At 69.1% G+C, this 14,048-nt stretch carries 14 protein-coding genes; 10 read left to right on the top strand and 4 right to left on the bottom strand.

What is annotated here, in order from left to right:
• The first annotated feature begins 103 nt into the window (after positions 1–103).
• Both AC1RVW_RS26980 and AC1RVW_RS26975 read left to right on the top strand, forming a co-directional pair.
• Positions 104–853 (top strand): ABC transporter ATP-binding protein, encoded by a 750-nt coding sequence (locus AC1RVW_RS26980; RefSeq protein WP_106936235.1) that lies wholly within the window; start codon positions 104–106, stop codon positions 851–853.
• Positions 853–1,554 (top strand): ABC transporter ATP-binding protein, encoded by a 702-nt coding sequence (locus tag AC1RVW_RS26975; protein WP_081267303.1) that lies wholly within the window; start codon positions 853–855, stop codon positions 1,552–1,554. The genes AC1RVW_RS26980 and AC1RVW_RS26975 overlap by 1 nt, the downstream gene beginning before the upstream one ends.
• 15 nt (positions 1,555–1,569) lie before the next feature.
• On the opposite strand, the gene AC1RVW_RS26970 is transcribed toward AC1RVW_RS26975, so the two are convergent.
• Both AC1RVW_RS26970 and AC1RVW_RS26965 read right to left on the bottom strand, forming a co-directional pair.
• Entirely contained in the window at positions 1,570–2,280 is a 711-nt protein-coding gene (locus AC1RVW_RS26970; protein WP_081267302.1) for a Crp/Fnr family transcriptional regulator, read from the bottom strand.
• Between the two features lie 32 nt (positions 2,281–2,312).
• Positions 2,313–2,696: a DUF1090 domain-containing protein gene (locus AC1RVW_RS26965; RefSeq protein ID WP_493203650.1), complete on the bottom strand. Its 384-nt coding sequence runs from the start codon at positions 2,694–2,696 to the stop codon at positions 2,313–2,315.
• 160 nt (positions 2,697–2,856) lie between these two features.
• Here AC1RVW_RS26965 and AC1RVW_RS26960 point away from each other — a divergent pair, with 160 nt between their 5' ends.
• The 4 genes from AC1RVW_RS26960 to AC1RVW_RS26945 all read left to right on the top strand — a co-directional run bounded on the left by AC1RVW_RS26960 (position 2,857) and on the right by AC1RVW_RS26945 (position 8,102).
• Complete coding sequence (locus tag AC1RVW_RS26960; RefSeq protein ID WP_081267300.1) at positions 2,857–3,777, top strand: beta-keto acid cleavage family enzyme; 921 nt, start codon at positions 2,857–2,859, stop codon at positions 3,775–3,777.
• 38 nt (positions 3,778–3,815) lie between these two features.
• Positions 3,816–5,024, top strand: a complete 1,209-nt coding sequence (locus AC1RVW_RS26955; RefSeq protein ID WP_081267299.1) for an ABC transporter substrate-binding protein — start codon at positions 3,816–3,818, stop codon at positions 5,022–5,024.
• Positions 5,021–5,968, top strand: a complete 948-nt coding sequence (locus tag AC1RVW_RS26950; RefSeq protein WP_493203649.1) for a 3-hydroxyacyl-CoA dehydrogenase NAD-binding domain-containing protein — start codon at positions 5,021–5,023, stop codon at positions 5,966–5,968. Before AC1RVW_RS26955 ends, AC1RVW_RS26950 begins: the two co-directional genes overlap by 4 nt.
• A 319-nt stretch (positions 5,969–6,287) precedes the next feature.
• Positions 6,288–8,102, top strand: a complete 1,815-nt coding sequence (locus AC1RVW_RS26945; RefSeq protein ID WP_493203648.1) for a feruloyl-CoA synthase — start codon at positions 6,288–6,290, stop codon at positions 8,100–8,102.
• 95 nt (positions 8,103–8,197) lie between these two features.
• Here the strand turns inward: AC1RVW_RS26945 and AC1RVW_RS26940 are convergent, their stop codons facing one another.
• Entirely contained in the window at positions 8,198–9,004 is an 807-nt protein-coding gene (locus AC1RVW_RS26940; protein WP_285413768.1) for a PaaX family transcriptional regulator, read from the bottom strand.
• A gap of 77 nt (positions 9,005–9,081) precedes the next feature.
• Between AC1RVW_RS26940 and AC1RVW_RS26935 the strand changes: the two genes are divergently transcribed.
• Entirely contained in the window at positions 9,082–9,864 is a 783-nt protein-coding gene (locus tag AC1RVW_RS26935; RefSeq protein ID WP_493203647.1) for a crotonase/enoyl-CoA hydratase family protein, read from the top strand.
• A 5-nt stretch (positions 9,865–9,869) separates the two neighbouring features.
• Here AC1RVW_RS26935 and AC1RVW_RS26930 read toward each other — a convergent pair whose 3' ends face one another.
• Complete coding sequence (locus AC1RVW_RS26930) at positions 9,870–11,210, bottom strand: AsmA family protein (RefSeq protein WP_493203646.1); 1,341 nt, start codon at positions 11,208–11,210, stop codon at positions 9,870–9,872.
• Positions 11,211–11,297: 87 nt separating this feature from the next.
• Between AC1RVW_RS26930 and AC1RVW_RS26925 the strand changes: the two genes are divergently transcribed.
• The 3 genes from AC1RVW_RS26925 (at position 11,298) to minC (ending at position 14,015) form a co-directional block, all read left to right on the top strand.
• Positions 11,298–11,720 (top strand): hotdog fold thioesterase, encoded by a 423-nt coding sequence (locus AC1RVW_RS26925; RefSeq protein WP_493203645.1) that lies wholly within the window; start codon positions 11,298–11,300, stop codon positions 11,718–11,720.
• A 135-nt stretch (positions 11,721–11,855) separates the two neighbouring features.
• The gene (locus AC1RVW_RS26920) at positions 11,856–13,139 is read left to right on the top strand and encodes a solute carrier family 23 protein (protein ID WP_493203644.1); all 1,284 of its coding nucleotides are present in this window, start codon (positions 11,856–11,858) and stop codon (positions 13,137–13,139) included.
• 102 nt (positions 13,140–13,241) lie between these two features.
• Entirely contained in the window at positions 13,242–14,015 is a 774-nt protein-coding gene (gene minC, locus AC1RVW_RS26915; RefSeq protein WP_106936244.1) for a septum site-determining protein MinC, read from the top strand.
• Positions 14,016–14,048 lie beyond the last annotated feature (33 nt).

The raw sequence follows: 14,048 nt of genomic DNA, 5'->3' as shown, positions 1-14,048 counted from the left end.
GGGGGGGGGGGGGGGGGGGCCCACGCGGCCTCCAACGCCGCGCAGCATCAAAGGCCGCATGCCCCCATCCCAACCTTCCCCCGGAAGTGGAAGGAGCAAGACCATGAACGCACTGCTCTCCGTCGAAAAACTCACGCGCCGCTTCGGCGGCCTCACAGCCGTCAACGCCGTCACGCTCGACCTGCACGTCGGCGAAGTGCACGCCGTGATCGGCACCAACGGCGCGGGCAAGTCGACGCTGATCAACATGCTCTCCGGCGAGATCGAAGCCTCCGAAGGCCGCATCGCGCTCGATGGCGTGGACATCACCGGCCGCGCCCAGGCGAAGCGCGCGCGCGACGGCGTGGGCCGCAGCTACCAGCGCACGACCATCTTCCCGGAGTTCAGCGTGCACGAGAACTGCCGGCTCGCCGCGCAGGCCGCCACGCCGAAACCATGGGCGTTCTGGCAATCGTCGCAAAGCTGCGCCGCCAGCACCGCATCGGCCGACGCGGCACTGGAAGCGGCAGGCCTCGCCCACGAGGCGCACCGCATCGCCGGCACCATGAGCCACGGCGCGCAACGGCAGCTCGAAGTGGCCATGTGCCTGGCCACCAAGCCGCGCGTGCTGCTGCTCGACGAACCGCTCGCCGGCATGGGCGCCGAGGAAACCGACCGCATGCTCACGCTGCTCGCGCGGCTGAAGGCCACGCATGCCATCCTGCTGGTGGAGCACGACATGGACGCGGTGTTCCGCATCGCCGACCGCATCACCGTGATGGTGAACGGCACGGTCATCGCCACGGGCAACCCCGCGGAGATCCGCGAGAACCCCGAGGTGCGCACCGCCTATCTCGGCGAGGAGCAACACTGATGCTGATCGTGCGAGACCTCAACACCTACTACGGCAACAGCCACATCCTGCGCGGCGTGCATGCCGGCATTCCGGCGGCCACCTCGGTCGGCCTGCTCGGGCGCAACGGCATGGGCAAGACCACGCTGATCCGCACGATGATGGGCTACGTGCGCCCCGCTTCGGGCGAAGTGCAGGTCGACGGCCGCACCGTCACCGGCCTGCCGCCCGAGAAGATGGCGCGTCTGGGCATCGGCTACGTGCCAGAGGGGCGCGGCATCTTCCCCAACCTGTCGGTGCGCGAGAATCTCGTGATGAGCGAGCGCGCCGGCATCGACGGCCGCCGCGAATGGACCTTCGACCGCGTCATGGCGACCTTTCCGCGCCTGTCGGAGCGGCTGTCGCACGGCGGCCAGCAGCTGTCGGGCGGCGAGCAGCAGATGCTGTCGATCGGCCGCGCGCTCATGACCAACCCGCGCCTGCTGATCCTCGACGAAGCCACCGAAGGCCTGGCGCCGCTGATCGTGGCCGAGATCTGGCGCGTGATCGGCGAGATCCGCGCCACCGGCATCGCCACGCTGATCGTCGACCGCGACTACCGCAAGGTGCTGGCGCATACCGACCTGGCGGTGGTGATGGAGAAGGGGCAGATCGTGCGGCACGGGGCTTCGGCGGATCTGCTGGCCGAGCCGCATGCGCTGGAGGAACTGCTGGGGGTCTAGCGGGGTTCCCGCCGTTCACTCGCTGATGAAGCGGCGCAGCCCTTCGAGGTCGATCACGGTGATCCCGCCGTACTCGATGCGAAGAAAGCCCGCTTCCTTCAGCCGGTTCAGCGCCGCGTTGCAGCGCTGGCGCGACACGCCCGACAGGTTCGCGATCTCCTCCTGCGAGGTCTGCAGGTGCGGCTCGCTGCCCGGATGCAGCCACGGATGGAAGAGCCCGGCCAGCGCGCGCGCCACCTGGCTGTCGGCGTCGAGCAGGCGGTGCGCCGCATAGCTGCCCATGAACCAGTGCAGCCGCTCGTTGATCTGCTGCAGCAGGAAGTGGTCGAAGCCGCGCTGCGTGCGGTGCAGCCACTCGAAGGTCTCCAGCGGCAGCTGCGCCACGCGGCTGGGCCGCAGCGCGATGATGTCGGCCGAACGCGGCAGCGCGCGCAGCAGCGTGCCTTCGCCGAACCAGCTGCCCACCGACAGCCCGCCCAGCGTCACCGAGCGCCCGTCGCTCGAGGTGATCGACCACTTGAGCAGCCCTTCGAGCGTGCCGTACCAGTGCGCCGGCGTGTCGCCGCGCCGGCAGAGCGCGGCACCGGGCGCCACCTCGACCTCGCGCATCTCGTCGAGCACGCGCTCTCCGGCGGCCACGTCGAGCAGCGGAAACCACGCCGAGCCCTGCAGCAGTTGCGGGATGGTCAGCGACGCGTGCTGAAGCGGTTGCTTGTTCGTGGACATGGACGGCTCTGGAGGCTCACTGCGCCAGGGGATCAGGGCAAGTCCTTGATGCGCTGCAGCTCGGCCTGCGCTTCGCGCAGCTTGTCTTCGCGCCGCGCGACCTTGTCGGCGTCGCCCTTGCGCCGGGCTTCCCGCAGTTCGCGCTCGCGCTGCGCCACCTTGCGTTCCTGGCTTCGCACGCGCTGCTGGTGATCGGCGGCCAGCCTGGCGTCGCTGCAGTTGCGGTGCACTTCGGCCAGCGCCCGTTCCAGGCCGCGAACGCGCTGGGTCTGGCCGTCGGCCTTGGCCGCGTCGATGTCGCGCGAGATGGCGTCGCGCTTGGCCGCGCAGGTGGCGCTGGGCCCCGGTTGCGCCATCGTCATGCCCGATGTCGCCAGTGCGGCGGCGGCCACGAGAACGAGAGGCAGGAATTTCATGGGCGCTGCTCCTTGCTGCATGAGTGTGTGGAAGGCAGTGGCGACTTTAGCCGCTGGCGCAGGTAAACCCTGAGCCCGAATGTCGTCGCGATGACTGAGTGCAAACGCGCCTCAAAAAATAATGGCGCGCCCCCATGAAAGACACCAGGAGCCACCGACCATGTCGAAGCGCAAAGTGATCGTGACCATCGCCCCCACCGGCGGCATGGCGCACAAGTCGCAGAACCCCAACCTCCCCACGCAGCCCGCCGAGATCGCGGCCGACGTGCTGCGCTGCTGGAACGCCGGCGCCAGCGTGGTCGCCATCCATGCGCGCCGCCCCGACGACGGCGCCACCTGCAACGCCGACGTGTACCGCGACATCAACAGCCGCATCCGCGCGGGCGGCAGCGACATCGTCATCAACAACTCCACCGGCGGCGGCGTGCACGGCGACATGGTGAAGCCGCTGGCCGGCGACCGCTGGGAGATTGCCTGGGAAGAACGCATCAAGGGCATGGATGCCGGCGCCGAGATGTGCACGCTCGACGCGACCACGCTCAACCTGAGCTTCGAGGGCAAGCAGATCCTGATGGACACGCCGATCACCCGGGGCCGCGAGCTGGCCGCCGGCATGAAGGCGCGCGGCATCAAGCCCGAGTGGGAGGTGTTCAGCCCCACGCACATCCTGCAGGACACGACCACGCTGATCCAGGAAGGCCACGACGACGAGCCCTACTTCATCAACCTGGTGATGAACGTGCACCGCAACTTCCAGAATGCGATGCCGTATTCGCCGCGCTTCCTGCAGATGATGGTCGACACCCTGCCCAAGGGCAGCATCTTCTGCGTGAGCGGCATCGGCCCCTCGCAGCTCGAGGCCAACGTGGCGGCGCTGCTGCTGGGCGGCCATGCGCGCGTGGGGCTGGAAGACAACCTTTACTTCCGCCAGGGCGAGCTGGCCACCAACGTGCAGCTCACCGAGCGCATCGTGCGGGTGATCCGCGAGCTCGACATGGAAGTGGCAACGCCTGCGGAGGCGCGCCAGATGATGGGCCTGCCGCGCACGGGCACGCCGCGGCCCGAGTTCGCCCTGGGCTGAGCGGCAAACAAAAGAACAACGAACGGAGACAAGAGCACATGAACACTTCCCGCACCGCACTGGCCCTGGCGCTCGGCACGGCATTCACCGCGTGCGCCTCGGCGCAGGTGTCAGACGACGTGATCCGCATCGGCTTCATCAGCGACATGTCGGGCATCTACCGCGACTACGACGGCCCGGCCGGCGCCGAGGCCATCCGCATGGCCATCGCGGACATGGGCGGCGCCATCGGCGGCAAGAAGATCGAGCTGGTCACGGCCGACCACCAGAACAAGCCCGACATCGCCGCCGCCAAGGCGCGCGAATGGTTCGACGTGCAGAAGGTCGACATGCTGATCGGCGGCGTCAACTCGGGCGCGGCCATTGCCATGGCCGGCGTGGCCGCGGACAAGAAGAAACCGTACTTCGTGGTGGGCTCGGGCGCGTCGAGCCTCACCAACGAGTACTGCTCGCCCTACACGGTGCACTACGCCTACGACACGGTGGCCATGGCGCGCGGCACCGCGAGCGCGGTGGTCAAGGCCGGCGGCAAGAGCTGGTACTTCGTGGCGGCCGACTACGCCTTCGGCGCGGCGCTGCAGAACGACGCGACCAAGACCGTGCTGGCCAGCGGCGGCACGGTGGCGGGCTCGGTCAAGCACCCGCTGGGCGCGAGCGATTTCTCGTCCTTCATGCTGCAGGCGCAGAACTCGAAGGCGCAGGTGCTGGCCCTGGCCAACGCGGGCGGCGACACGGTGAACGCCATCAAGTCGGCGGCGGAGTTCGGCCTCGGCAAGAACATGAAGCTGGCGGGCATGATCATCACCATCAACGACGTGCATGCGCTGGGCTTGAAGGCTTCGCAGGGCATGTACCTCACCGACAGCTGGTACTGGAACCAGAGCCCCGAGTCGCGCGAGTGGTCGCGCCGCTTCTTCGACAAGCACAAGCGCATGCCCTCCTCCTTCCATGCCGGCGACTACTCGGCCGCGCTGCAGTACCTGCAGGCGGTGAAGGCCGCGGGCAGCGACGATGCCGACAAGGTGATGGCGCAACTGCGCAAGACGAAGTTCAACGACATGTTCGTCAAGGGCGGCTGGCTGCGAGACGACGGGCTGATGGTGCACGACATGCACCTGATGCAGGTGAAGACCCCGGCCGAGTCGAAGGAGCCGTGGGACTATTACAAGGTGGTCGAGCCGATCCGCGGCGAGGCCGCATGGACGACCAAGGCGGAGAGCCGCTGCACGCGGTGGAAATCGACATGAGCACATCCCTGGACGTGAAGCGCGTGGCGGTGGTCGGCACCGGCGTGATCGGCGCGAGCTGGGCCGCGTACTTTCTGGCGCACGGGCTCGACGTGAATGCGACCGATCCGTCGCCCGGCGCCGAGGAGCGGCTGCGCGCGGCGGTGGCGCAGCACTGGCCCACGCTGGAGCGCTTCGGCCTGGCGCCGGGTGCTTCGGTCGACCGGCTGCGCTTTCACGACAGCCTGGAAGACGCTGTGTCGGTGGCCGACTTCGTGCAGGAGAACGGTCCCGAGCGCATGAATTTCAAGATCGACCTGTTCCGCCGCATGGACGCCGCGGCGCCGCCGGAGACCATCCTCGCATCGAGTTCGTCGGGCCTGGCGATCAGCGGCGTGCAGTCGGGTTGCGCGCATCCGCAGCGCGTGGTGCTGGGGCATCCGTTCAACCCGCCGCACCTGATTCCGCTGGTGGAGGTGATCGGCGGCGCGCAGACGTCGGCCGAGGTCATCGAGCGCACGATGGCGTTCTATGCGGCCATCGGCAAGCGGCCGATCCATGTGAAGCGCGAGGTCAAGGGCCACATCGCGAACCGGCTGCAGGCTGCGCTGTGGCGCGAAGCTTTTCATCTGGTCGATGAGGGTGTGGCGAGCGTGGCCGACATCGACACGGCCATTGCGCACGGACCCGGCCTGCGCTGGGCGGTGATGGGTCCGTTCATGAATCTGCATCTGTCGGGTGGCGCGGGCGGCATCGAGCATGTGCTGGCGCATCTGGGCGGACCGATCGAGGACTGGTGGAAGGACCTGGGCGCGCCGTCGATGACGGCGCAGCTGAAGCAGAAGGTGAAGGAAGGTGTGGACGAGGCGCTGGGGCAACGCCGCACGGCGGACCTCGAAGCGGTGCGCGACAACCTGCTGTTAGACCTGATTCGCGCTAAGGCTGATAGCGGCAAGCTTGAGTAGGTCGGGGCCTTGCTTGGCTCTTGTCGTGCTGTGAATGGCTTGTTCGGGGCTCGCTCACGCCGACGGGGTGCCTTGCTCCGCGAATGTCCCCCGGGCTTCGCCCTCCTCCTTTATTTCGCTGCGCAAGGCACCCCGCCGTCGTGAGCGTTCAGAGCACTTGTTGATCGAGCGGAACAACGGCAGCGCTCGTTGTACACAGGCCACCGGGTGCTCCCCGCAGCGAAATAAAGGAGGAGGCCGCAGGCCGGGGGACATTCGCGGAGGGGAGTACCCGGTGACCTGTGCACGCCCCCAGAACAAACCCGGAAAAACACAAAAAATGACCGACTTCCTGAACGACGAAAACCTGATCGCCCCACCCCGCACGGTACGCATCGACTTCGACGACGGCTCGTTCGCGTTGCGCTCGCCGGTGGCGCTGAAGCCCTATGCGCGCTGCATCGGCGAATGGATCGAACGCTGGGCGCGCGAGACACCCGACGCGCTGGCCCTCGCCGAGCGCGAGGAGGCCGGCGAAGGCTGGCGCAAGCTCGACTACCGTGCATTGCGACAGGCAGTCGGCGCGGTCGCGCAGGCACTGCTCGACATGAAGCTGCCGGCGAACCAGCCGGTCGTGATCCTCTCGGACAACGCCATCGACCACGCGGTGCTGATGCTCGCGGCCATGCATGTGGGCCGCACCGCTTGCTCGCTTTCCAGCGCCTACTCGCGCATGGCCAAAGACCCGTCGCGGCTGCACGGGATGCTGCAGGCGCTGAAGCCGGCACTCATCTATGCATCGGACGCCAGGGTCTACGGCGGCTCGCTCGCGGGCTGCGGCGTGGAGGCGGCCACGGTGTTCAGCCGCAATGCCGATGCGCATCCGGGTGCCATCGCGTTCGAACAGTTGCTCGCGGTACGAGAAACGCCCGCCGTCATGCAGGCCTTTGCCACTGTGCTGCCCGACACGCACGCCAAGTACCTGCTGACCTCCGGCTCCACAGGCAGGCCCAAGGTGGTCATCAACACGCATCGCATGCTATGCGCCAATCAGCAGATGATGGCGCAGACATGGCGCTTCCTCGCGCAAGAAGCGCCGGTGCTGGTCGACTGGCTGCCCTGGAGCCACACCTTCGGCGGCAACCACAACCTGCACATGGTGCTGTGCCACGGCGGCGCGCTCTACATCGACGAGGGCCGGCCCGCGCCGGGCCTGATCGAGAAGACGGTGCGCAACCTGCGCGAGGTGAAGCCCACGCTGCTGTTCAACGTGCCGCGCGGCTTCGACATGCTGCTGCCTTTTCTCGAAGCCGACGACGCGCTGGCCGCCGAGGTGTTCTCGCGGCTGCGGCTCGCGTTCTACGCGGCGGCGGCGCTCGCGCCCTCCACATGGCAGCGGCTCGAAGCCGTGGCGAGGCGCGTGCGGCCCACGCGGCCGCTGTGGCTCACCACTTCCTGGGGCGCGACGGAGACTTCGCCCGCCATCACCTCCGCGCACTGGAAGCTCGACGGCGCCGGCTGCATCGGCGCGCCGCTGCCGGGGCTGGAGCTGAAGTTCGTGCCCAACGGCGAGAAGCTGGAGATGCGCGTCAAGGGCGTCTCGGTGTTCCCCGGCTATCGCGACGCACCGCGCGAGACCGCCGAAGCCTTCGACGCGGAGGGCTACTACCGAATCGGCGATGCCGGCTTTCTCGCGGACTCGGCGCAGCCCGCGCAGGGCGTGATCTTCAACGGCCGCGTGGCGGAAGACTTCAAGCTCTCCAGCGGCACCTGGGTGTCGGTGGGCACGCTGCGCGTGAAGCTGGTGTCGATGCTCGCGCCGCATGCGCAGGACGTGGTGCTCACCGGCCACGACCGCGACGAGATCGGCATGCTGGTGTTCACGAGCCCGCAAGGCGCCGCGTTGCCGCCGGAAGCCATGGACGAGCGCATCGCCGGCGTGCTGCGTTCGCTGCGCGACGAAGGCGCGGGCTCCTCGCAGTGCCCGGCCTGCGCGCTGGTGCTGGCCGAGCCGCCGAGCCTCGATGCCGGCGAGATCACCGACAAGGGCTACATCAACCAGCGCGCGGTGCTGACGCGGCGCGCGGCCGAGGTGGAAAGGCTGCACGCTCGCGGACCCGTGGGCGATGCGCGGGTGGTACGGCTCGACTTCTGATTGCCCGGTGAAGGCGGAGCAGGTGCTCCGCTGGTCATGAAGGAAGGCGAGGTGCAGTTCGACGAACTGCGCACTGCGCACTGCGCACTGAAAAGCTACGGCAACGCCAGCCACTTGCGCCACAAGACCAGCGCCTTGTCCTGGTAGCGGCGGGTGGCGGCGAGCAGCTCGGCGCGCGGCGCGGGCGACATGAGTTCGGCCGGCAGCAGCGGGTCGCGGATGAGATGCGCGATCACGGCGCGCCCCAGCAGCAGCGACTCGCGCATCGCCACTTCGAGCCGCTGGGTGCGCAACCGTTTCTCGCTGCGCTCCAGGCCCGCCTGCAGGCGGCGGCAATCGGCCGCAAGAACGCGCACGTTCCACAGCTTGCGCGCGGCGGCCTGCGCGGCATCGTCCAGGTCGGCCAGCCGGAACACCAGCGCGCTGGGCGACAGCCCCAGGGCTGCAAGCTGCACGCGCTCGCCCTCCAGCCCGCCCGCGAGGTTGTCGGGCCGGATGTGCAGCCCCGGCCGCAGCGCCGCGAAGCCGCGCAGCGAGAGCGCCAGGGCGTGGTGGCGCCAGGCCGTCTTGTCGGCGCGCGGCACGCCGGCGTCGTGCACGGCGAGCCAGTCGCCGTGCCATGCGACGGTCTGCGCCTGCTTGTGACGCCAGTCGTCGACCGCGCGCGACAGCGCCGGGCCATCGCGGTTGAGCGCGTAGCTGCCTCGCTCGCCGCGCGCGATCTTGCCCTCGGCCGCGAGCCGCGTCAGGCCCACGCGCAGCGTCGACTCGCCGATGCCCATGAGCTCGCCCGCGCGGCACAGCGCCTGCGAACTCAGCGTGCCTCCGTCGGCCACCAGCAGGTCGAGGATCAGCTCCGGCGCGCTGGGGATGGCCACCGGCACATTACATACTTTGTCCATGATTGCGAAAGAGAGAAATATTTCCTAGGATGCAGCCGAGCGATCGCTAATGTAATTTAGCCCTAAAGGATGCACACATGGCCATGCAGTACGTGACGTACGACGTGGACCGCACGGTCTGCACCATCACGCTGAACCGTCCGGAAAAGCGCAATGCGGTCGACGGTGTCGTGGCCGCCGGACTGCGCCAGGCCTTCGAGCGTTTCGAGGCCGACGACGCGCTTCGCGTCGCGGTGCTGGCCGGCGCGGGCGGCAACTTCTGCGCGGGCGCCGACCTCTCGGCCGTGGGCGACCCGGCCCGGCGCAACGAGCTCGACCCCGAAGGCGGCGGCAGCGGGCCGATGGGGCCGACGCGCATGGCGCTGTCGAAGCCGCTCATCGCGGCGGTGAACGGCTATGCGGTGGCGGGCGGCCTCGAACTCGCGCTGCTGGCCGACCTGCGCGTGGCCGACGACGACGCGGTGTTCGGCGTGTTCTGCCGCCGCTGGGGCGTGCCGCTGATCGACGGCGGCACGGTACGGCTGCCGCGCATCGTGGGCATGGGGCGCGCGCTCGACATGATTCTCTCGGGCCGTCCGGTGGGCGCGGCCGAGGCGCTGTCGATGGGCCTGGTCAACCGCGTGACGCCGCCCGGCGGCGCGCTGGCCGCCGCGCAGGAACTGGCCCACCAGCTTGCCGCCTTCCCGCAGCAATGCATGCTGGCCGACCGCCGCTCCACCTACGGGCAGTGGGACATGCCGCTGGCCGAAGCGCTGCGCCGCGAGGGCGCGCAAGGCGTGCCGATGGTCTTTGCCGAGGGCAAAACCGGCGCCGCGCGTTTTGCCGGCGGCGCGGGCCGCCACGGCGAGTTCGGGCGCTGAAGCCCTCAGCGCCCCGGCGCGGGCCTGGACGGCTTCGGCTTCGGCTTGCTGCTGCCGCCGAACATCTTCTCCACCTGCTGCCCTATGCGCGCGCCGATGGCCGTGCCCACGCCCGGCAGCACCGCGCTGCCGATGGCCGCGCCGGTGAGTGCGGCACCTGTCAGCGAGAGCTCGGGGTCGCTCACGGTGCCGCCTATCTTGAGCGGCACGCCGACCACGCCGTCGACCAGGTCCACCGCGATCTCGCCGTCGAGCTTGCGGTTGAACAGCTTCAGGCTGCCGCTTGCCGTGAGCACGCCCGAGCGGGCCTTGAGGTTGGAGTACTGCAGCACCACGCCGTTGTCGGTGCCCTGGGTGTCGAGCGTGCCCGTGAGTTCGTCCAGCGGCGTGCGGCCCCCGCGGCTGATGCCGGCGGTGCTCACCGCCTTGGCCACGTCCAGCTTGGTGAGCGTGGCGGGCTGCACCGAAAAGGTGGTGCGGGTGTGCAGGTTGCGGACCAGCGCGCTCACCTCCTCGGCGCTGCCCGCCTCGGCCACCAGCGTGGAATGGCCGGAGACCTTGCCGGCCACCGAAGTGCGGCGGTCGAAGGCCTGCACCAGGCTTTCGATGTCGACCTGGCGCGGGTCGAGTTCGGCCGACACGCGCAGCTTGCCGTTGGCCAGGGTCTCGAAGCGCGCGACGCCGTTCAAGGTGCCGCCGCCTACGTCGATGCGGGTGCGCCAGCGGTCCTGCCCCGCTTCGCGGTCCAGCCGCAGGCGCGCAGGCGGCAAGGGCGGCGCCAGGCCGGCGCGCTCCACCCGGGCCTGGCGCGGGCGCCACTGAGGGTCGAAGACGATGTCGCCGTCGTAGGCCAGCGAAATGTCGCGCCGGTCGATCCAGGTCAGGTCGCGCCAGCGCACCCGTTCCACGGGCACCGGTGCCAGGGTCCACGGTGCCGGCAGCGCCACGGGCGCCGCGCCCTCGGCGGGCTTGGGCCCCTTGCCGCGAAAGGCCCTCACCGACGCGCTGGGCAGCACCAGGCTTTCGATCTCGACATCGTCCAGCGCAATGACGCGGTGCAGCAGCGGCGCCAGCTTGAGCCGCAGCGTGACCTGCCGCAGGGTGATGGGCCGGGGCTGCCCGGTGGCGACGTCGGACAGCACCAGCATGGGCATCGGCAGCAGCGACCAATGGGCGCTGCCTATCTTCAGCGGCACGCCGAAGCGCTGCTCGAAGCCTTCGGCGATCTTCGCGGCCACCTCGTCGTCGGTGGGCAGCTTCGAGTGCACCACCAGCACCAGGGCGCCGACGCCGATCACCAGGACGGCGGCAATGCCGAGGAGCCAGCGGCGGACAGGGTGCTTCATCGATCCAAGTTAACACGCAAAGGCGACTGCCGTTGTCAGCCGCCGTCGCTATAGTTTTAGCCACCTACTACAGGAAAGAAGAACCGAATGCGTATCTGGAAAAAAGAAATCTCCGTCGAGGAGCTGACCCGCAACCACGTCGGCACCGCCGTCTCGACGCTGGGCATGGAGTTCCTGGAGGTGGGCGACGACTTCATCCGCGCCCGCTGCCCGGTCGACGAGCGCACCCGCCAGCCCTACGGCATCCTTCATGGCGGAGTGTCGGTGGTGCTGGCCGAGACGCTGGGTTCCTGCGGCGCCCACTACTCCGCCCCCGAAGGCGACCGCGCGGTGGGGCTGGACATCAACGCCAACCACATCCGCTCGGTCACCAGCGGCTGGGTGATCGGCACGGCGCGGCCGGTGCACCGGGGCCGCTCCACGCAGGTCTGGCAGATCGACCTGACCAACGAGGCGGGCGAGCTGACCTGCGTCTCGCGCATCACGATGGCGGTGCTGCAGCCGCGCTGAGGGCGGCGGTCTTCTTTCTCCGGCGCAGGGTGCGTGCCGGTGTTCAGGGCGGGGTTCATCACCCACAATCACGCCCCGGGAAAGCCGGGACGTCCCGGCCACCGAGCACCACACCCAACAAGAGGAGATAGAAGAATGTTCAACTGGACTGAACGGCCTGCGTCCGCACTGGCCAACGGCGCGGTCATCGCGCCCGACGAGCGGCTGCCCTGGCTGCAGACCGGCGCCATGGGCGTGCAGCACGTCATCGCCATGTTCGGCGCCACGGTGCTGGCGCCGATCCTGATGGGCTTCAGCCCCAACATCGCCATCCTTATGAGCGGCATCGGCACGCTCATCTTCTATTTCGTGACCGGCGGCAAGGTGCCCAGCTACCTGGGCTCGAGCTTCGCCTTCATCGGCGTGGTGATCGCGGCCAGCGGCTACGCGGGCAAGGGGCCCAACGCCAACATCGCGGTGGCGCTCGGGGGCATCGTGGCCTGCGGGGTGGTCTACATCCTGATCGGGGCGCTGGTGCAGGCCATCGGCACGGGCTGGATCGAGCGCTTCATGCCGCCGGTGGTGACCGGTGCGGTGGTGGCGGTGATCGGGCTCAACCTGGCGGGCGTGCCGATCAAGAACATGGCGGCCAGCAACTTCGATTCGTGGATGCAGGCCGTGACCTTCCTGTGCGTCGGGCTGGTGGCGGTGTTCACGCGCGGCATGCTGCAGCGCCTGCTGATCCTGGTCGGGCTGATCCTGGCCACGCTGGTCTACGCGGTGCTGACCAACGGCATGGGGCTGGGCAAGCCGGTCGACCTGAGCGGCATCGCCAACGCGGCCTGGGTCGGCCTGCCGACCTTCACCGCGCCGGTGTTCACGGCCAACGCGATGCTGCTGATCGCCCCGGTGGCGATCATCCTGGTGGCGGAGAACCTCGGCCACCTGAAGGCGGTGACGGCCATGACCGGGCGCAACCTGGACGCCTACATGGGCCGCGCCTTCATCGGCGACGGCATCGCCACCGTGGTGAGCGGCAGCGCCGGCGGCACGGGCGTGACCACCTACGCCGAGAACATCGGCGTGATGGCCGCCACGCGCATCTACTCCACCGCGGTGTTCGTGGTGGCGGCGCTCATTGCGCTGGTGCTGGGCTTCAGCCCGAAGTTCGGCGCGCTGATCCAGGCGATTCCGCTGCCGGTGATGGGCGGCGTGAGCATCGTGGTGTTCGGCCTGATCGCCATTGCCGGCGCCAAGATCTGGGTCGACAACAAGGTCGACTTCTCGCAGAACAAGAACCTGATCGTGGCGGCCATCACGCTGATCATCGGCACCGGCGACTTCACGCTGAAGTTCGGCGACTTCGCCCTGGGCGGCATCGGGACCGCCACCTTCGGCGCGATCATCCTGTACGCGCTGCTGGGCCGCACGAAGAACTGAGCGGACGAAGCGTGGACCGGGGGGGGCCTGGTGTAACGCCCGGTCACCCGGGTTTGGCTGGCGCCCGTTAGACTCCAACGCTTTTCGCACCGACGTTTTCCAATGGCCGATGTCTCCGCCGCGCGCACCAAGGCGGTTTTCGAATTCAAGAGCGCCACGCTGCCGCTGATCGCAGTGATCCTCAAGACGTCCGACCTGGACGTGCTGGCCGAGGCGCTCGACGCCCAGCTGGCGGATTCGCCCGATTTCTTCGAGCAGGAGCCGGTGGTGATCGACCTCTCGCTGCTGCAGGAAGCGCAGGGCGAGAGCGGCGAGGCCGCCGGCGACATCGACTTCGCCGCCCTGCGCAGCCTGCTGGCGCGCCACCAGACCCAGCCCATCGCGGTGCGCGGCGGCAATGCCGCCCAGCACGCCGCGGCGCGCGCCGCCGGCCTGTCGGTGGCGGCCATGCCTGCCGCGCCGGCGCCGCGCGCTCCCGCCCCGCCGGCCGAACCGCCCGCGTCCGAAGCCCCGCAGATCGTGCGCGAAGTGCCGGTGCCGGCCAACGGCACGCTGCTGATCGACAAGCCGCTGCGCTCGGGCCAGCAGGTCTACGCCCGCGGCGGCGACGTGGTGGTGACGGCGGTGGTGAGCTTCGGTGCCGAGGTCATTGCCGACGGCAACGTGCACGTGTACGCGCCGCTGCGCGGCAAGGCCATTGCCGGCGCGCGCGGCAACACCGAGGCCCGGATCTTCTCGACCTGCATGGAAGCCCAGCTGGTGGCCATCGCCGGCATCTACCGGACCAACGAAGTGGCGCTGCCCGACTCGGTGCTGGGAAAATCGGCCCAGGTGCGCCTGGACGGCAAAAAAATAGCGATCGACCCCATTCCCTGAGCCCCTGCTGGCTCACGGAACGCGGCGACCCTG

This window comes from Variovorax sp. MPBD4-3 (assembly GCF_058809745.1).
Note: the sequence above shows the minus strand (reverse complement) of the source record. Positions and strands in the feature narration are given on the sequence as shown.